Annotated in this window: 15 protein-coding genes; 2 read left to right on the top strand and 13 right to left on the bottom strand. The window is 56.8% G+C overall.

What is annotated here, in order from left to right:
• Positions 1-299: 299 nt before the first annotated feature.
• From GSF67_RS15085 to GSF67_RS15055, 7 genes are all read right to left on the bottom strand, one after another.
• Positions 300-596: a hypothetical protein gene (locus tag GSF67_RS15085; RefSeq protein WP_006311444.1), complete on the bottom strand. Its 297-nt coding sequence runs from the start codon at positions 594-596 to the stop codon at positions 300-302.
• Between the two features lie 222 nt (positions 597-818).
• Entirely contained in the window at positions 819-2,078 is a 1,260-nt protein-coding gene (locus GSF67_RS15080; protein ID WP_006311445.1) for a polysaccharide biosynthesis/export family protein, read from the bottom strand.
• A 3-nt stretch (positions 2,079-2,081) separates the two neighbouring features.
• Positions 2,082-4,244 (bottom strand): polysaccharide biosynthesis tyrosine autokinase, encoded by a 2,163-nt coding sequence (locus tag GSF67_RS15075; protein WP_006311446.1) that lies wholly within the window; start codon positions 4,242-4,244, stop codon positions 2,082-2,084.
• A 54-nt stretch (positions 4,245-4,298) separates the two neighbouring features.
• Complete coding sequence (locus tag GSF67_RS15070) at positions 4,299-5,009, bottom strand: response regulator transcription factor (RefSeq protein WP_006311447.1); 711 nt, start codon at positions 5,007-5,009, stop codon at positions 4,299-4,301.
• A gap of 86 nt (positions 5,010-5,095) precedes the next feature.
• Positions 5,096-5,749: a PIG-L deacetylase family protein gene (locus GSF67_RS15065; protein ID WP_006311448.1), complete on the bottom strand. Its 654-nt coding sequence runs from the start codon at positions 5,747-5,749 to the stop codon at positions 5,096-5,098.
• Complete coding sequence (locus GSF67_RS15060; RefSeq protein WP_006311449.1) at positions 5,746-6,558, bottom strand: glucose-1-phosphate cytidylyltransferase; 813 nt, start codon at positions 6,556-6,558, stop codon at positions 5,746-5,748. The genes GSF67_RS15065 and GSF67_RS15060 overlap by 4 nt, the downstream gene beginning before the upstream one ends.
• Positions 6,555-7,847, bottom strand: a complete 1,293-nt coding sequence (locus GSF67_RS15055; protein WP_006311450.1) for a class I SAM-dependent methyltransferase — start codon at positions 7,845-7,847, stop codon at positions 6,555-6,557. The genes GSF67_RS15060 and GSF67_RS15055 overlap by 4 nt, the downstream gene beginning before the upstream one ends.
• 304 nt (positions 7,848-8,151) lie before the next feature.
• Between GSF67_RS15055 and rfbC the strand changes: the two genes are divergently transcribed.
• Positions 8,152-8,679 carry a dTDP-4-dehydrorhamnose 3,5-epimerase gene (rfbC, locus tag GSF67_RS15050; RefSeq protein WP_006311451.1) on the top strand — a complete coding sequence of 176 codons (528 nt, stop codon included), beginning with the start codon at positions 8,152-8,154 and terminating at the stop codon, positions 8,677-8,679.
• Between the two features lie 4 nt (positions 8,680-8,683).
• On the opposite strand, the gene GSF67_RS15045 is transcribed toward rfbC, so the two are convergent.
• From GSF67_RS15045 to GSF67_RS15030, 4 genes are all read right to left on the bottom strand, one after another.
• The gene (locus tag GSF67_RS15045; protein WP_006311452.1) at positions 8,684-10,027 is read right to left on the bottom strand and encodes a DUF4910 domain-containing protein; all 1,344 of its coding nucleotides are present in this window, start codon (positions 10,025-10,027) and stop codon (positions 8,684-8,686) included.
• A 13-nt stretch (positions 10,028-10,040) separates the two neighbouring features.
• Positions 10,041-11,111 (bottom strand): NAD(P)-dependent oxidoreductase, encoded by a 1,071-nt coding sequence (locus tag GSF67_RS15040; protein ID WP_006311453.1) that lies wholly within the window; start codon positions 11,109-11,111, stop codon positions 10,041-10,043.
• Between the two features lie 117 nt (positions 11,112-11,228).
• Positions 11,229-12,632: a glutamate-1-semialdehyde 2,1-aminomutase gene (locus tag GSF67_RS15035; protein WP_006311454.1), complete on the bottom strand. Its 1,404-nt coding sequence runs from the start codon at positions 12,630-12,632 to the stop codon at positions 11,229-11,231.
• A gap of 215 nt (positions 12,633-12,847) precedes the next feature.
• Positions 12,848-13,576 carry a LuxR C-terminal-related transcriptional regulator gene (locus tag GSF67_RS15030; protein ID WP_035214798.1) on the bottom strand — a complete coding sequence of 243 codons (729 nt, stop codon included), beginning with the start codon at positions 13,574-13,576 and terminating at the stop codon, positions 12,848-12,850.
• A gap of 703 nt (positions 13,577-14,279) precedes the next feature.
• On the opposite strand from GSF67_RS15030, the gene GSF67_RS15025 reads away from it, so the two are divergent.
• Positions 14,280-16,688 (top strand): response regulator, encoded by a 2,409-nt coding sequence (locus GSF67_RS15025; protein WP_035214800.1) that lies wholly within the window; start codon positions 14,280-14,282, stop codon positions 16,686-16,688.
• Between the two features lie 33 nt (positions 16,689-16,721).
• Here GSF67_RS15025 and GSF67_RS15020 read toward each other — a convergent pair whose 3' ends face one another.
• On the bottom strand, positions 16,722-17,681 hold the full coding sequence (locus GSF67_RS15020) for a glycosyltransferase family A protein (RefSeq protein ID WP_006311457.1): 960 nt from the start codon (positions 17,679-17,681) through the stop codon (positions 16,722-16,724).
• Complete coding sequence (locus GSF67_RS15015; protein ID WP_006311458.1) at positions 17,678-19,189, bottom strand: oligosaccharide flippase family protein; 1,512 nt, start codon at positions 19,187-19,189, stop codon at positions 17,678-17,680. Before GSF67_RS15015 ends, GSF67_RS15020 begins: the two co-directional genes overlap by 4 nt.
• Positions 19,190-19,342 lie beyond the last annotated feature (153 nt).

The following is a 19,342-nucleotide window of genomic DNA, read 5'->3' as shown; positions in this document are numbered from 1 at the left end:
TTCTTGCAAATTTCAATCCGAACCTATCGACGCAACAGGATTTGCGCGGCGCTCGTGACTGTTTGTGCAGAAAGCAAATTGGCTCGCCCGGTTTAACGAGCGAGCCCTCCCAGTCACCAGATAATTCCGGTTACAGGTGACCCGCCAAAGTATCAGGGGGCGGCGGGTAACCCTAGAAAACGCTTTTATGGCTCCGGTTCAATCTGGCTATAAGCGGTAGGGTTCGCATCTATCCATTTGCTATCTGCCAAACCTTCGCGCTTTGGGTAACGGCGGGACGATAAAAGCGTTAGAGTTAGTCACTTGGCCGGTCCGTGTTCCGCCGCCAAATTGAGCCAGGCGCGGACGTCGGTCGCCGTGATCCAGATCTGTCCATCGAAGGCAAACATTCCCTTCTCGATTTTGGATGCCGCTATCGTTGCGAACACGTCGACGAATTGCGCCAGACGTTGCGCATCGCACTGTGGTGGGGACTGAATGTCGTTCAGGGCATCTTGCGTCACGTGGACGGGCTGCAGCCCTCTTTCGCCGTTCACGATGATGACGGCACGCTGCCTGACCATGTGATAACCAACCGGAACGATCGCGGATTCCATCTCCGTCTCCCCGGCACCTGTGCCGATTGTTCTGTTCTCTGGAGGAAATCAGGAGCCTACCGATCGAACGTCGGCAAACTCTTTTGATTGGTGCGGGTCCTTACAAAAATGTCGGAAGGCACTGTTCAGAATAGCAAATTGCGACCTGGCGCTATAGCTCTCCAAAAGCGGTAGCTGCTTTGTGGGGCCGCTCAAACAGGGGCATCGGAGACGCTCGTCTCTCTAATTGACGCTTCCCGTGACGACCGCTGCCGAAACCGTGTCTTTGTCGGATACCGACAGGCGGACGCGGACGACGTCCCCCGCCCGGACCTGCGTATGCTCGTCCGCAGCGATTTCGCGATATGTACCTGCAACCTGCCGCACGATGAAGAAGTTGGTTTGGATCATGTCCTCGAGGCTGGAAACCCGCCGCGCCGTCGAGCCGATCTCGGCCATGGATTGAAGGCTGAAGTCCAGCTTTTTCTTCAGGCGCATGATGTCCAGCGAGGTCTCGCGCAATTCGGTCGCGGCGTCATTGTGCCTTTTGCTCTTCAGCTCCAGAATCCGCCGCTCCACCTCGCTCTTGTTTTGTTGCGCGCGCGCCAGGAACGATGTCGATTCCAGCACCTGCTGGTTCATGGATAGCAACTCGCGCTTGCGTTCTCTCAAGGCAGATTCCGAGGCTGCACCGCGCGTCACAAGTTCCTTCGAGGCGTTGACGTCCATGTCGAGCAACTCAAGCTGCTGGCTGCGCATGACGTTGCTTTTCTGAAGCGTGTCTATTTCCTGAATGAAGTTCTGTCTTTGGACTTCGAGATTGGTCTTTTCGTCCTGCTGCGCCGACAGGCGAAGGCGAAACAGACTTGTTTCAGATGCGACGATCTTCTCCAGCGCGGCGCGATCCCGGACAAGTCCGATTTCGTCGCCCTTATATTCGAATTCGGTGTCGTTCAGTTCCGCTTCCAGCCGGACGCGCCGGATATCCTGCGACAGGAGCTGCATCGACATGTCTTCATATTCCTGCTGGGCAGCGATCAGCTGTATGCCCGAGGTGTCCCTCTGTGAATTCGACTCGCGCAATCCCCCGCCGAGCGCGAAGAGTTCAAGCACGATCATTCCGGGACGGAACTCGTATTTCCCCGGCTTCTGGACGTCGCCGACAACGAAGATCGGAGCATATTCCTTGACCGCGACGGCAACGGAGCGGTTTGCCACATGGCTTGCCAGATCACGGCTGATCCGCTCACCGATTTCGTTCACCGTCTGGTCGACCACGTTGACGTTGCCAAGGAGAGGATAACCGATCGTTCCATCTGCGCTGACGGGGAAGAGGCCGGTCAGGCCCGGATCGCCATAGACGGAGATCGTCAGGACGTCGCCGGTAGCGACCTTGTAGTTGGTGCCATCTGCCGCGGCCGGTATCTGGTAAAACGCCAAGGACAGAAAGGTGGTGCTGGCGATCATCAGGGAATAGCCCCTGGACCTTGTCAAAAAGCGCATGTTTCACCTCTCGTTATGAACCACAGCCGGTGGGCGCAGACTGGTCGCCCGCTTGCGCAGCTTGAAATGAGGGTTCCAGTCCCGGAAAATCCTCGGCCAGACCGGCGGTTGACGCTTTCTCGGGCGTCGTATTCCGTTGAGGATGATGCCCGTGATCGGCCGACCCGCGACCCGCAGCTTGATGACGGCGTTTTTCATGCCCGTGCCATCGGCGACATCCTGCCGGACCACGAAGGAGACGGCGTCCGAAAGGGTGGCGATCCGCAACAGGTCGAGGTCATGGTCAACGGATGGGGCCTCGATCAATATCAGTTCGTATCGCTGTCTCGCCTCCACAATCAGGCCGGCGAAGCGCTTGCTTCCAAGAATAAGATTTGGCGGCATATCGCTTTTCTCAGCGATGATGATGTCGACCCCGGAGGCCTGATCGCGCTGGATAATGTCGTCCAGAGTCACCTCATGGCTGACTGCCTGGGCGACATGCGACGTCGATCCCACATCGAATTCCGCCCCGAGAGCCGGGTTTCGCAGATTGGCGTCGATCAGCAGCAGCTTCACGCCGCTCATCGCAAGAGATCTTGCGAGGTTGGCAATCACGAACGTCTTGCCCTCCCCATCGGCCGAAGAAGTGAAGGCGATCACTTTCGCCTTGCTCTCGGCCAACTGTAGGTGGGTCTGGAGGTCCGCAAACGCGCTGTAGAAATCCGCCGCGCCGCTGCTGAATTTCCCGGGCTTGTTCTGGAACTCTCCGAAGGAAATGCGCGGGATGCGGCCGATGACGTTAAGTCCGGTTTTCTGTTGAAGAGATGTGATGGAGCCAACGGACCGGTCAGTGAAATTCAGGATGAAAGCCGTTGCCAAACCGGTGCTGCAACCGAGAAGAAGTGCAACGAGGCCCCACAGACCCGCGTCCGGACTGGTCGGCTTACGGGACGGCATGGCGCTCGATATGATCCGTGCCTCGGCAGTAGCGATACCGTCCTGCTCGATCGTCTGCTTGTAGCGTGCGAGGTATGTCTCGTAGATCGAGCGGTTCGCCGCCGCTTCCCGGTCGAGTTGCCCGGACTGAACCATTGCCATATCCGTCGTGGAAATGGCGCGTTGCACATCATTGAGGCTGGCTTCAACCTCCTGCCGCTGTTTTTCGTTGACCTCGATCTCGTTGCGCAAGGCAGCGATAATCTGCGCTATCTCTGAATCTATCTGCTTGTTGAGCGAACTGAGCTGGGAGGATAGTTGCGGCCGCTCGGGGCTCATGACGGCGCCGCTTTCATCGATCTGCGCAATGGCTCTGATGACCCTTGCCTGCTCGGCCCTCAAAAGCTGGATCGTTGGTGAGGACAGAACTTCGGTGATCCCCAGCCCATCGCCGCTTTTCTGCAATGCGAGCGCTGTCGCCAGGCGTGCCCTCGATCCCGCAAGCTTGGCCTGTAGCGTCGTCAGCTCGACATTCAGACTTGAGAGACGCTGCGACTGCAACGGGAGGCCACCCGTGTTTATCAATCCGGATTTCTCGCGAAATTGCGATGCCTGACGTTCGGATTCCTCCAGTGCCGTCCGAAGACTGACCAGCCGCTCCCCGAGCCACGCGCTGACGCGCCGGGTTGCGGTTGTCTGGAGGTCGATCTGATAGTCGATATAGGCTTCCCCGAAAGCATTGGCGACTTTCGCGGCGAGTGCCGGATCGCCGGCATAATAGGAGATGTAAATTGTATACGACCGGCCATCATTCATCACACGAACATTGGTCATGAGGTTGTCGACCATTTTCGACGTCTCGGCGTCGTTACCAAGCGTGGTCACGTCGGTGTTCGCCCGGTCGGAGTTGGTTTGCCGCCCTTCCAGCAGTCGATCTTTCCGCAGGATGACGAGAACCCGTTCGGCCATGGACCTCGAGCCGATGATATCGAGTTCGGTTCGAAGCACCGGGCTTTCCTGAGGCAGCGGCGAGACCACGGATTCGGTGGGGAGCGCCTGAAGCTTGCGGACATCAAGCGCAAGAGTTGCCTCGGCCTTGTATCGGATCGGGGTTCGCGCGTAGCCGATTGCCGCGACAGCGAAACTGACGAGAAAGCAGATGAAGACGGCTCTGCGCCGCTCCCGCAGGATGGATATGAAGCGGGAAATACCTTCCTGCTCACCCGGAGATGATGACGACTGGATCATGACGGTTCCTGCTGTGAGCGGGGCGTTCGGTAGCGGTCGGTGAATGGCGTGTGTTTAGTGCTCGTAACCCATGTCGCCGATCTTGCAGGCAACTTCCGTGCGGTTGGTTGCTCCAAGTTTCTTCATGATATTGCGGATATGCACCTTTATGGTGCTTTCACAGAGGTTCAGTTCCTGAGCGATATCCTTGTTCGCCTTGCCGCATCGCAAGGCTTCCGCAATAGCCGATTGACGGCTTGTGAATTTCATCGGCGGTATGGTCGCATGTGCCGTCAGGCCGAACAGGCTTTTCATGTTCATCACGCTGCTTGCCGGGATGAAACGCCCGCCCGCGATTGCAAGACCGATCGCCTGGACACAGACATCAACGCTGACGGAACTCGATATATAGCCGCGCACGCCAAGAGCGATCGTATCGAGGATGGTATTGATATCCTGATCATCGGAGAGCACGACGACGGCGGCCGGTGAGACCGCAGCGACAATCTCCGCAAGCTCGCGGTTTGTCTCCGCCGACGGGCCGGGCCAGGCGCTGACCAGAACTGCCGCAGGCATGCCGATTTCCGCGCGCGCCTGTTGCCATTCGCCGAGATTGGAGAAGGTCAGGATGCACCTGTCCGCATACTGATAGTTGAGACTATGGGCGAGGCATTCCCGCTCCAGCATGCGACGATCTATGATGCCGATATAGCCGGCGGCACTGGCTGTGGCCTGCGGATGCGGTGCGCCTTCCGGCGGGTTCTCGGAGAGATGGTTACGGATCATGACGAAAATGCCCCCTGTATTGTTTTTGGTTTCGTTGAATTTTCGAAAAACGTCTATTTCGTACCGTCGTCGAGCTTGCGCTTGCTTCAGGCGAATGTGAGCTTTCTGACGGTAAAGGCTTCCGCAAAACGTGTCGGCGCACGGCATTCCATTCCCCGCAGCCGCGCCAGGCCCCGAAAGGTATCCGCGTCGAACCAGTCCTTCGATCTCTGTGTTCCAAAGTGCTGCAGGAGAAGCTCGACCTTCATGTTCATCGCGTCTTCGCTCAACGGCACGTAGGCATTTCGCCTGCCGAAATCGCCGTCCCATTTCGGGATTTCGTATTCCAGAATCAGGTGATTTCTGAAGATGTTGGATGTGAGCCTGTTGATTTCGCGGTGATCCTGGTGTGCGTCCTCGCGGCTATGTGTGAATATGATGTCGGGACTGACTTTGTCGCGCAACGTCAGCAGCCATGACTTGATCTCACGGCTCTGCGAGGGGAAGTAGCTGTCCTGAAACGATGCAAGCTCAATCGAGTAGGATGCTGCTTTTGCCAGAAAAGATTCTGCGGAACTGCGCGCCTCCAGGGCACGTTCGTTGCCGGCACTAAGGACGCACCAGTAGACATCCAGCAACACGCCCTTTGATAGCAGGCTGAGGACTGTGCCTCCGACGCCGATCTCTATGTCGTCGGAATGAGCTCCAAGACAAAGGATCGACAGTCGATCACCGGCTGAGGCGAGGGACATGTTTTTCATGGCAGCAGCTTGGCGTTTGACGATTTGCGTGCCATTGACGCATCGTCTCCAATCCATGGCATGTCACCACGCTCGACCATCGCCTCCAGCGTCTGCCAGTCGCGCAGCGTATCCATTGACCGCCAGAAGCCCTCATGCTTGTAGGCCATCAATTTGTCTTCGGAAATCAACCTGGAAAACGGTTCCAGCACGAGTTCCTCACCTTCGCGCATGTAGTCGAAAATCTCCGGCCGCATCAGGAAATAGCCGCCGTTGATCCACATGTCGGATGTTTCCGACGATCGGAATTCCCGAACCCTTCCGCTCTCGTCGATCTCCGCCAGGTGGTAGGTGAGGGGCGGTCTGACAGCGAGGAAGCAGGCGAGCTTGTCGCTCTTTTCGAATTGGGCAATCATGTCGTCGAGATCGACGTCGGTCAGGCCGTCGCTATAATTGGCAAGGAACATCTTCTCGCCTTTGAGATGATGACGCACGGCCCAGAGACGCTCGCCTATGTTGCGCCATATTCCCGTATCGATCAGGGATACGCGCCAGTCTCTCGGCAGTTCCTCAAGCAGTTCCACGCGTCCGGGGCTTGATATGACGCAATCGGCATAGCTTTCCGGCCGGCTGTTCAGGAAGAACTCTTTTATGACATGCGCCTTGTAGCCGAGGCAGAGGATGAAGTCCTCATGCCCGTAACGGGCGTAATATTGCATGACATGCCGCATGATCGGCTGAGACCCGAGCGGGATCAGCGGTTTCGGGACGCTTTCGGAATATTCCCTGATGCGGGTACCCCTGCCGCCACAGAACAAGACGACCTTCATTGTACCAACTCCTTCGGATCAATGATGGATATGTCGGGAATTGGAACGATGAATTTCCCGCCCCAGTTTCTGATGTCTTTCATTTGCGCAACGATCTCATTCTTCAGGTTCCAGGGGAGAATGAGAACGTAGTCCGGCTTCATGCTCGGGATTTCGCTGACGGGCCGGATCGGGATATGCATTCCCGGCGTGAGACGACCATGTTTGTAAGGATTGCGATCGACTGCGAAATCGATGAAATCGGTACCTATGCCGCAATAGTTCAGCAGCGTGTTGCCTTTCCCCGGTGCGCCATAGGCGCAGATCGATTTGCGCATCTCCTTGAGGCGGATGAGGAAGGACAGGAGGTTTCGCTTGGTCTGGCGCACGGCTTCGGCGAACGCCGTATAGGTCTCGATCTTGTCAAGCCCGGCATTCAACTCCCGTGCGAGGAGGCTATCCACGCGGGCTTCACGCGGAAACCTGCTGTCTTCGTGTGAGAAAAAGACTCGCAGTGAACCGCCATGTGTGGGGATCTCTTCGACATCGAAAACCTTGAGCCCATGACGACGGGCCATTTTTTCTATTGTCAGCAATGAGAAGTAGGAAAAGTGCTCGTGATAGATGGTGTCGAACTGGTTTTCCGCGATAAGCTTTTCGATGTGCGGAAACTCGAGGGTGATGACGCCTTCAGGCTTGAGCAGGGTTTTCATACCGGCAACGAAATCGTTGATATCAGGCACCTGCGCGAGGACATTGTTGCCGATGATGAGATCGGCCCTTTGCCCCCTGGCCGCCATATCGGTCGCCAGAGCCTCGTTGAAAAATTCCGTCAGCGTCGGAATACCTTTCCCGATCGCCACCTTCGCGACGTTGACCGCCGGTTCAATTCCGAGCATCGGGATGTTGCTGGTCAGGAAATGCTGCAGCAGGTAACCGTCGTTGCTGGCAAGCTCGACAACGAAACTGGACTGGCCAAGCGCGAAGCGCTCGATGACCATGTCGCAATAACGCTTTGCGTGAGCGACCCAACTGTCCGAGAATGAAGAGAAATACGCGTATTCCGTGAAAATGTTCTCAGGGGCGACATATTCCTGAAGCTGGACGAGGAAGCACTCGTCGCAGACAAATGCATGGAGCGGATAAAATGGCTCGACGTCGTTGGCTGCATCAGCTGCAACGAAGCTTTCGCAGGGCGGAGACATTCCCAGATCGACGAAGGTATGCACCAATGGCGAGTTGCAAAGACGGCAAAGCCCGACATGTTGCGTCGAGCTCAGTCTTGCAGAAAAAACCGCCTCATTATTCATCGGACGCCCCCTGATTTTCGCGGTGTCGTTGAGTTAATTTCAGAAAATTCTTTTATTAGAAGGAAAAAATACTATGGATCAGGGTGGGTGACGATACTGCATTCGGCTCGAAAACGTCATCCATAAGCCGTAGGTTGACAGGAATATCCGCGAAAATGGGCTTCCAGCTGTCGGTCTGGGTAACCGAAAGGGTGACTTAATTGCCAGCCCGCCTTCAAGGTATGCTGCTGCCTATGGATGTATTCCAGCGCCGCTGAAATGGCGCAGAATCCTTCTTGGATACGGGTTGCATCAGGAGCGCCGAATGCTGTTTGAGAAGACGAAGATCGAGGGGCTTTTGGTCGTCAATACGATACCTGTCCGGGACAGTCGCGGCTCGTTTGCAAGGACATTCTGCAAGCGTGAATTTGAGAGCAACGCGCTGGTGTCTGATTTCAGTCAGCACAGCCTCTCGCTGTCAAAGCTCAAGCACACCATACGAGGGTTGCATTTCCAGCGGCCGCCGCATCAGGAGACCAAGCTGGTTTCCTGCGTCAAAGGGTCGATATGGGATGTCGCCGTCGATCTGCGACGCGGCTCGCCGACCTATCTTCAGTGGGTTGGTACGGTGTTGTCAGCCGATAATGGCGCACAGTTCTACATTCCCGAGGGTTTTGCGCACGGTTTCCAGTCGCTCAGCGACGACGTGGCTGTGTCCTATCTGATTTCGGTGCCCTATGCCGAGGCGAGCGCGGCGGGGATCCGCCATGACGAACCGGCGATCGGTGTTGAATGGCCTGCGCCAGCCTCCGTTATATCTGAAAAGGATCTCGGTTGGCCGGCCTGGCAATGAAGGTCTAGCGCGTCTGGACACCGAGGTTCGAGACGAGGCCCGCCTCGAGCAGCCTGTCGGCAGCGCTCGCAATATCCACGAACGGCATTTTCGACCTCTCGGCAATATCGACTAGCGAGTTATTGCCATCGGCGAGGTTGAGTATCCAGAGATAGGCCATGGTGCGGTCGTCATTCGTCTTATGGCCGCCGATCGCAGGGAAAAGCCCGTATTTTCCGAGCTGCGGCTCGCCCTTGGGCCGAAGGTTCAACGGCGTCCAGTTGTCTTCGAGAGCATCGATCATGTCCATGATCATCCAAAAGGATGAGTCGAGGTGCTCGGGCCGGATGAAGTCGAGATTGTCGGCCGAGGTGTGATATTCGGGAAAGGTTCCGAAAGCGCTTCTCTGCAGCAGTCCGACCGGCAGATTAAAGCCTGGCGAACAGAATTGACGCTCATCATAGCCATAGGGGCTGAAATCGGCGATTTCCAGATGTTTGCGATCCTCTCCGCAGCGCGTGCAGGCGGCTATCCGGTCGATCAGCGCATCTCCCCGGCGGCTGCGCTTGTAGTTCGGCCCACCCCCGTCGCCAATGCAAGACACCACAAGACCCTGCGCGATGTTCGATATCCCTTCTTCGTTCCGCGCAAGCCACGACAGGGAGCCGATCGTTCCGGGCGCAAAGACGAACCTATAGCTGTAATATGTCGACCTGCTTTTCAGGCCGGCGGCAAGACATGTCAGCAATGCAAGGCCGGAACAATTGTCGTTTGCGAGCGACGGATGACAGATATGCGCGAAGAGAAGCACCTCTTTGGCGTTTTTTCCGCGATGCAGATATTCGCCGTAGAACAGATTGCCTGACGTCTTTTCGGTGTCGATGACAACTTCATAGTCGCCTTCCTCGAGCTTGAGGAAGTCGTGATGCGCCATGCAGAAGCCCCAGGCATCCGTGTAATAGGCCGTTTTGTAAGGAATGAGATCGGGTTGTGCCGGCAAGGTATGGATATGCGGTTGCAGTTCGGCCAGCGGCATCACGCGACGTTGCGGGATGCTGTAGTTCATGAGATGCAGGTTCGACATTTGAAAATCGATCACCTTGCGTCCCGCCGCGTTCTTCACATAGGCGTCCCGGACGTTCCATTCCTGGGGCACCGTCCAGTCGAAAACCCGCGTCCCGCTTGGGACGGCGCGCTGCTCGATATCGATATAGTCTTTAAGAATATCGATGGTGTCGCGCACGCCTTTGCCGGTGATGCTGCGACAGATCGGAAAGAGGCGGGAAGCCAGGTCATGAATAGTCTGGCCGATACCTGCCTCTCTCCATGCATCACCTGTCAGCTTTGCACCAGGCTCCATCTTGCCCATCCGGGCCTCCTGTTTAAACCGATGCCGCAATATCGGCGTTCTGGCGCGGCGCGGCCATGGGGCGGCGCAGGTTGATGTCGATATCCTTGTCCCCGATCAGCTTTTGGAGTTGGCCGATCCGCTGATAGTGCGGTCCCTCGAATTCGGCCATTGTCAGGCCGGCGCTCTTGTAGGCCCGGTAGAGTTGCTCGGCACCTGCGGCCGCCGTCCATGTCGGTTTGAACGCCGGAAGCGCACGGGCGATCTTGCCGAAATCGACGCGGTAGGAACGGGTATCGGGGCTTGCATCGCTCGCATATTGCAGCCGGCATCCGGGCACCGTGAGAGCGACGATTTCGGCGATCTCCCTGATCTGATAGTTGTGCGCATCCTGTCCGACGTTGAAAGCCTGATTGTGTATGGCATCGGTCGGCGCTTCGAGCGCGGCCAGAAAGGCGCGTGAAATATCCTCGATGTGAACGATTGGACGCCAGGGCGATCCGTCGGATTTGAGGAGAATCAGTCCTTCCGTCACCGCCCAAGCGGTCAGGTTATTGAGGACGATATCGAAACGTAGCATGGGCGAAAGGCCATATGCGGTTGCCGGGCGCATATAGACCGGTGAGAAGCCGGGGCTCGCGAGGCTTGCAATCTCCCGCTCCGCCAAGACCTTGGACGTGCCATAGGCCGATACCGGTTTCAGCTCTGCCGTCTCGTTGACCAGTCCCTCGCCAGCGGCGCCGTAATTGCTGCATGACGAGGCGAAGATGAAACGCTTGACGCCCGCCTGCTTTGCCGCCTGCGCCGCCCGAACGCTGCCGCGGTAATTGATCTCATAGGTAATTTCCGGATTGAGATTGCTCAGCGGATCGTTTGACAGCGCTGCAAGGTGAATGACAGCGTCGAAACCCTCCATATCCGCAGGCGTGATATCGCGGATGTCCTTGCAGACGCCGGGAACCTGCGGCAAGGGTCCACCTGGAACATAAGCGCAGCGATGGTAGAATTCAGTGTCATAGCCGTATACGTCGTGACCCGCCTTTCGCAGGATGGGTACCATGACGGAGCCGATGTATCCGCGATGCCCGGTGACCAGAACGTGCATGAAACTTCCCCTCAAAATCCATTTTCGATTGCGATGAGCGTATCTTTTCAGGCGATATCGATGCACCGCGCAAAGCGGCTGTAGCGATAATGCGAACGGTCTAGGTGCCCCGGCCGGTTAAGGCTTTCGGATGCTTTCCGATAATTCGGGCATGTCGGCCATGACCAGCCCATGGCTGGCCTGATGCTGCGCGTTGCCGTTGAAACGCCGGAAGACGACATCGGATGGGCGTCCCGTCAGGAATTTGTCGACGCCGTATTCCAGCGCTTTACGGTAGACGACGAGCGCTCCATCGATGGCATCAAGCGTTTTGGCTATATCCTCGTCCTCATGCGTGTAGCTTACAACGAGAGACGGTGCGAGAAGGCCGCGACGGATGGTTTCCTGCAGAAAGAGCGATCGAAAGGCCTGAGACGGCTTTCCGGTCTGGTCTAGCGTGAAGTAGCTGAGGCAGGCGGAATGGCCCTGGATGCCGAAGTAGGAATCGAGCCCGTGCGCAATTGCGATCTGGCTGATGGCGGCGCGCAGCGAATTTCCCTGTCGGACCAGATGTGGGACCACGGGTTCATGCGTGTAAACTTTCATGGTTGCGATGGCCGCCGCCATCGCATGCGTTTCTGCGCCATGCGTCGTCGAAAGCAGGAAGACGCGTGGGGCATCGGTTTGATCGATACCGCCCCGTTCCATGAACTCGCGCTTGCCGGCAAGTGCGGAAATAGAAAAGCCATTCCCCAGCGCCTTGCCGAAACAGGATAGATCGGGGACGATGTCATATGTCTTCTGCGCGCCCCCCGCATCCCATCGGAAGCCGGTGATCATTTCGTCGAGAATGAAAAGCGCGCCGTTTTCGTGGCAAAGCTTCTGGAGTTTGTGAAGAAACTGGTCCCGAGGCGGATCACCGCGCGACGGCTCCAGGATGAAGGCGGCTATGCGACCCTTAAAGCGGTCAAACAGACTGCGCGCACCGGCCAGATCATTGTAGTTGAAGCCAAGGACCAGATTCTGGATCGCCTCGGGAATGCCCGCATTCATTTCCGTTGTCCCGATGAACCAGTCGTCGGTCGAGAAAAACGGGTGGTCGCTGCAGCGCGCGATCAGGTCGCGGCCGGTAACGGCGCGTGCAAGTCGTATCGCGGCGGATGTCGCATCAGAACCGTTCTTGCAGAATTTGACCATTTCGGCGGTCTGGACCGTATCGAGAAAGGTCGATGCGCAATCCACCTCGATCTTTGAAGGGCGCGTGAAGTTGCAGCCACGGTATAGTTCCGCACGCGCCGCCTCTACGACGTCGGCATAGGCATGGCCAAGGCCGACCGCCCGATTACCCATGCCGTATTCGATATATTCATTTCCATCGACATCCCAGACATGGCAGCCATATCCCCTTTCAATGAATCCGGGAGACAGAACAGGGTACTGGTCGTCACCCTTTGCATAGGTATGCGCGCCGCCCGGTATGACGTTGCGGGCGCGCTGGCGCAGTCGATCCGAGTTTTCGAAATTTTCGACGAAAGTTTGCATGGCGAAATCCCGGGTCCATATGTCCAATGACCAGAGATTACCGTATCCGGCTCCGTGCCCGTTACCCGGTCTTTATGCTTGGAATGCTAGCCGAAAGGCTTAGAGGAGATGTACAACCTTCTTGTCATAATCGCTCCAATGCGTTTGCATCGTGCGGGCCCGACACCCGCAGGCGATCATGGATTTTAAACAGGTTCGCTTCACGACACCTGATGTTAGTTTTTGAAAAGATCGGATATTTTAAAGATCACTTCCGTTCGGTTTTTAGCGTCGACTTTCTTCATGATATTGCGAATATGCACCTTTACGGTGCTTTCACGAAGATTGAGTTCATAGGCGATGATCTTGTTTGGCTTGCCTTGCGTGAGCGCGTTGATGACATCGACCTCACGTTGGGTGAACATTGCCGTGCGCTGACGTTCCTTGTCTTCTGCAACCACGAGCAACTGCCTGAGATCGCTCAGATTTTCAGCTGACACGAAAGCGCCACCCGCCAATGCAAGTGAGATGGCGCCCACGCATACCGCCAGTCCTATTGACGAGGAGATGTATCCCCGCACGCCTGCGTCAAACGCCCTCATGACCTGGCGCAGATCGCGGTTTTCCGCAAGAATGACGACCGGCAGATAAGGGTAATCGGCAATAAATTCCCGCAGCTCATGAAGGGATACGTCATCGCAAAAATCGCTGCGTCCGACGTTGACCAGAATGCCGCTATGATGTCCGTTCGGGGCATGCCTCCAGTCGTCGAGTGATGAAAACAGTTCGACTTCCATATCAAGGCCATATGCGATCAGGCTCTGAGCCAGACACTCACGGTCAAGCGCCCGGTCGTCGATGATCGCCAGCTTTTTGACCGAAGTTTCCATAGGTTTCGAATGCGCAATCACATGAAAGTTCGGTGATAATGGGCTGTATCCATTATTGGGAACTGACGTCAGCATGGTATGTCCTATCCGCGCTAAAGCGTGCTTGCGGATCTGCCTGGCTTGGCAGAGACGCAACCGAAGAGTTTCTTTTTACGAGTCGCCACAACGGACGTTGGAGGGGCAACCCGTCACGTCGTTGTCAATCGGGAACTTCGGAAAGACACAATCTGAATTGCGGTCTGGATTTTTCGAGATTCAATGTCGGCCAGAAAGCAACAGACGTGGCACTACCCGAATTTCTATCAGGGCATCGTACAATGGAGTATCACAACTAGAAAAGGTTCGGAAATTACTCACTTTCGATTGTGATTTCGAGGCAGTGTTCAATCAGGCATGATGTGAACAGACAAGCAGACACGCGCGAACTGCTTGAAATATAATGTCTGTCAGGCCGTCGTCGTTTTTTGTAGGCTACCACTAATTATAATGGATGAATTATAATCGCGGCCGGATTGATTTATTATCCGCCTTCGGTCCATTTGTTTGTGATGTCGGCAACCTATGCGTGTTCAACGCATTCTGAAGCTGCGTCTCAAGACGATTGGACACACTGTACCCGTATATTCCTCTTATGACGGAGCACGGTGGAATATATATCCCTGACGAATGATCTCAAGGCCGTGAAGGCTGTTTTCAAGACTTCGTTGACCCTCCATACCCGGCGCTTTGCGAGGGTCGATTTCTGTTTGGAACGTGTGCCAATTTTTACGAGAGTAACATGGCGGAAGGCGGCGATGACAGTCACAAGGTTCCCTCCGCTTTCGAGGCGGACACCGGTCCGCTGCCCGGATCACGGGAAGCAGCGCATGCTAAGGCATTCCCGAGTGTCGGTGTCGGATCTTCATCGAGTGGACTGAATGCTAAGGATCAGTCGATGAATGGGGAACTCGTCACTTCGAAAGAGGAACTGCAATCCCTCAACGAAGAACTGACAGCCCTCAACAATCAATTGCACGAAGCACTGGAGCGCCAGCGCGCGGTTTCCAACGATCTGCAAAACGTCCTGTATAGTACCGATGTCCCGACGCTTTTTCTGGATTCCAGTCTTCGTATACGGTTCTTCACACCAGCCACTCGGTCAGTATTCCACATCATATTGTCCGATGTGGGCCGTCCCCTTTCAGACCTCAGCGGCTTCGACGGCGACGGTACGCTTCAAACCGATGCCATGGCGACCCTCCACGACGGCAATACAATCGACAGGGAAATAGGAGGATCTGACGGTCGATGGTATGTCCGCCGCGTCAAACCCTATCGCGGCGAGAGCAAGACCGTCGACGGGGTCGTCATCACCTTCATCGATGTGAGCGCCCAGAAACAGGCTGCCGAGAGCAGGGAAGCTGCAAAGAAATCCGCCGAGCGGGCGACCGAGGCCAAGTCGCGATTCCTGTCTGCGGCAAGCCACGATCTGCGTCAGCCGCTGCAAACCCTGAAACTGTTGCAGGGGCTTTTGGAGAGGAGCGTGGGCGAAGGGCGGGCGCGCACTTTCGTTCAGAGGATGGAGGAAACGCTGTCCTCGATGTCGGGCATGCTCGACTCCCTTCTCGACATCAACCAGATAGAAGCTGGCATGGTGGAACCGCAGGTCGTGAACTTTGCAATAGGCAACCTTCTGGGACTGCTCTTCAAGGAGTTTTATTATCCCGCTCGCGCCGCCGGGCTGCAACTCCATGTCGTGCCGTCCAGCCTCGCCGTTCGCACTGATCCGCGTCTGTTCGAGCAGATCGTTCGTAACCTTCTATCCAATGCGCTGAAATATACGACCAGCGGCAAAATTCTGGTCGGCTGTCGCCGGCGTGGTACGAAGGTTCGGTTCGAAGTGTGGGACACTGGCATCGGTATTCCCGAGAGCCAAATCGAGGATGTTTTCCAGGAATACCTCCAGCTCGATGCGTCTGCTGGAACGGAAGACCGTGGTTTGGGGCTGGGATTGTCGATCGTCAAGCGGCTCAGCGAGCTCCTCGAATTGAGGGTAGCGGTGCGATCGCGATTGCATAAAGGTTCCGTATTCATGATCGAGATCGATCAGGCACCGGCAGGTCAGCCGCTTGTGCCACTTCGTGCGCCGGTGGATGGCCGTCCGCATCACACGACCGCCCTGTCGTCTGCCTCGGTTTTGATCATCGAGGACGAAAACGGCATGCGCGATCTTCTCAAGATGGGCCTTGAGCAGTCTGGGTATGTGGTCGCTGCGACCTCAACGGGTGCCGAAGCGCTCGCGATCGTTCGCGGACTGCAGTTCAAGCCCGACGTCATTCTCGCGGACTACAATTTCCCTACCGGCGGGAATGGCATTGCTGCGATTGAAGATATCCGGCAGGCGCTCCGCCGAAATGTTCCGGCGCTCATTCTCACAGGCGATATTTCCAGCAAGGCCCTGACGACTTTTGCGCAGCACGAAATACCCTATCTGCACAAGCCGGTGAAACTCAAAGACGTCGTGCAGGTGGTCGAGACCCTGGTCGTTCGCCAAACCGGCGAGAGGGCGGAGCACGTAAGCGAACTTGAAGATATGGAGCCGATGACGGGCCGGCTCATCGAAATCATTGACGACGAGAAAGACATCCGGGACCACTTGCGGGCTCTTTTCGAAGGCGAGGGCTGGACGGTCGCAACCTATGTTTCGGCCGAAGAGTATATTGCAGATTACAAGCCGGACAGATCAGGCTGTCTGCTTGTCGATGCGTATCTGCCGGGCATGGTCGGCATGGAGTTGCTACGCCTGCTGAAAGAAAGACAGCATCGGTTTCCGGTCATTGTGATCACGGGTCACAGCGATGTGCGTATGGCAATCGATGCGATGCGATACGGAGCGGCCGATTTCATCGAGAAGCCGATTTCTTACCAGGAACTGTATCGGAGCGTTCGGTCGGCCCTTGATCGTTCGCGTGATGCGAACGAGCGCGAGGAACGGCGTGAAGCGGCGCGCGCCACCCTGGCGACGCTGACGCGCAAGCAACGGCAGATCCTTGACCGTATTGTCCAGGGGCAGGCCAACAAGATTATTGCAGCCGATCTGAAGCTTAGTCAGCGCACCGTCGAGAATCACCGTGCTTCAATCATGCGCCGTACGAAATCCGCTTCGTTGCCGGCATTGTTGCGGCTTGTCCTGAATGCCGAAGAATAGGCCTTTGTCATCGAAAATTTGGTCGGTCGACAGCTATCGGCGGGCGATCGCTGCACGAATGCGGTGCAGCGCATCGGGTCGTCGCATAAGATAACTTATCGGTGGTAGAAGCGCTGAAGCGGGTCTCAGGCGGAAAGCCTGTGCAAGGAGGGCACCCGCGCCAGGCCTGCGCCGGACCAGATTGGAAAGCGCACACCAATAGGCGCGGTCGCTCAGGCTCGCGCGGCCGCGCCGGAGCAGGGTCTTGGCATCGGCAAGCAAAGCCCCTTCGTTGCCGAAGAAGCTTTCGAGCGCGGCTTCGATTTCGGTATTCCAGGCAAGCACGTTATCAAGGATGGCCGACTGGTTGGCGCCGTGGATGCGGGTGAAATTCTGCACGGCGTCAAGTTCGACGATGTCGCCTAGCACCGCGAGCCGCATCCACATCTCGACATCGTCGGTGTGGCGCAGTGCTGGCCGGTAATGTCCGGCATGTTGCTGAATGTGCGTTCTGGTAACCGCGAGTGGGCCTTGCACCGGGCTGCGTCCCGTCGCACAGATGTTGGCGATGAAGTCCATCCCGCGATGAAGCCGCATACCATCGGCATCGCTGTGGAGGCCTGATGCTATTTCGGCGTCGTTGCGAAAGAAGGCGGTGCGGCCGAAGGCCATGTGCGCGCCGGGATTATTGTCAAGCGCTTCCATTGCGCGGGCCAGAGCCCCGGGCGACAGGACATCGTCGGCGCAGATGATCGCGAAATAATCCGCCCGCGCCCAATCGATGCCTGCGTTGAAAGACGCGTGACCGCCGAGGTTCCTTGCGCGCAGGCTCGTTTCGATACGCGGATTTGCTGCCGCGAGAGACCGGGAGATCGCAACACTATCGTCTGTAGAGGCATTGTCGATGATGAGGATGCGCATGTCGGCGATGTTCTGGCCAAGGACGCTTTCTACGCATCCCTTGAGAAAGCGACCGTAATTGTAGTTGGGAATGACGATGTCGATACTGCTCATGGCTCGACCGCCGCTGAAACGACGGTGTCGGGAATGGAAGCCGGTCCAGCAGGTTTGCCGACTTTACGCAGACGACCGGTGAAAGCATCGAGGGTCGAACGTATTTCGCTGAGGAGCGGGTGGCGCAGAAGAAACAGGCAGGCGGCCCAGCCCGTCACCGAAAGAAGGACGGCGCCGCCAGCCTGGGCGAGGGAGTAATCGAAGCGGAAGCCCATCCAGGCGGATATGGCGAGCGGCCCCGCAATCGCGGCAAAGGTCACGCTGGCACTTGGCCCGATGGCTGCGAACAGTTCGGGTAATTTGAAGTGCGCATGGCGCCTGACCAGATAGAAGGCGATGAGCATCTGGAAGGGCAATGTGACGAACTGGCTCAGCGCGACTGCGGTCAGGCCGAAGAAGCTCGCGGAGCAGAGCACAATTGCCGAAACGCTGCGGCAGACGAAATTGCCGAGGAACGCTTCGCGGTTGGCGTTGAGGGCGATCAGCAGCGGCGTTGTCAGCACCATTGGAAACCAGAAAATCGAGGCAAGCGCGAGGATCCGGGTGATTGGTACGGCGGCAAGCCACTGGTCTCCCAGTGCAAGGCGCACGATGGGATCGGCGAGGATGGCGACCATGATCAGTGACGGCCAATAGAGCACGGTGATGTAACTGAGGGCGCGCAGATAGGACCTACGCACGTCGCCACCTTCGCGAACTTCTGCGGCGAGCGCCGGAAAGGCGAAGGAAAAGATTGCCGAAAGGAAAATGCGATCGGGAATGGAGCAGACGGTATTGGCGCGATTGTAGATCGCAACCGCGGTCGGTGTCATGGCAAAGCCGAGCACCAGTTGCGGCAGGGACTCGTATAATTTGTCGACGATGGTGGCAGCGCCCCTGTAACGGCCGAATTCGGCCATACGGCGCCACGACTTGAGCGAGAGGCGTGCTGACCGCTGGGCCGGATCGGCATAGGCGGCAAGAGCGCTGGCAACGCTGTTGCCGACGAGCAGGCCAAGAGCAAAACTGACGAAGCCCCATCCATTTCTGGCAGCGAAGATCGTCACGACAGCCATGACGACGAGACCGATGGTTCGGACGCGTGCGATGGTGCCGAAGGCCAGCCGGCGACGCAGCATGGAAAACGCCGGCATGCCAAGGCTTTCGGCCATGACGGCGGCTATTGCGAGGACAAGATAGTGCTGGAGACCGGGCTGGTGGTAGAAAAGCGCCAGATACGGTCCGCACAGATAAAGAACGACCCCGAGAATACCGCTGACCAGAAGCAGCAGCGTAAGCGATGTGTTTATGTCATCGCGTTCAACGACATCGAGCTGAATGAGGAAGTCGGACGAAACGAATTCGCGAAAGGCGAAGATGACCGCCGTCACCCCGTAGCCGATAACGGCGAAGCCCACTTCCGCAGGCGAGAGTAGTCTCGACATGATCGCGATCAGAGCGAAATTGATCGCAATTCCGAGGTGCTGTTCCAGCATGGCCATGAAAAAGGCACGGCGGACTTTGTGCATCGAAAGGCTCCGACAGCGTCGCTGATAGTCGACGGTAGCGTCAAATCTAGAGTGCGGACTTGAACCTTGAAAATCTGACCATTGGGATGGCAGCCCGATCCGTAGGTGCAGGCGGTTTGGAAAATGTTTCCCGAAGGGCATGCGACAGTGGGC

The sequence above is a fragment of the Agrobacterium sp. CGMCC 11546 genome (assembly GCF_013365515.1).
GTDB lineage: Bacteria > Pseudomonadota > Alphaproteobacteria > Rhizobiales > Rhizobiaceae > Agrobacterium > Agrobacterium fabrum.
This window is presented reverse-complemented; position numbering and strand designations above follow the sequence as displayed.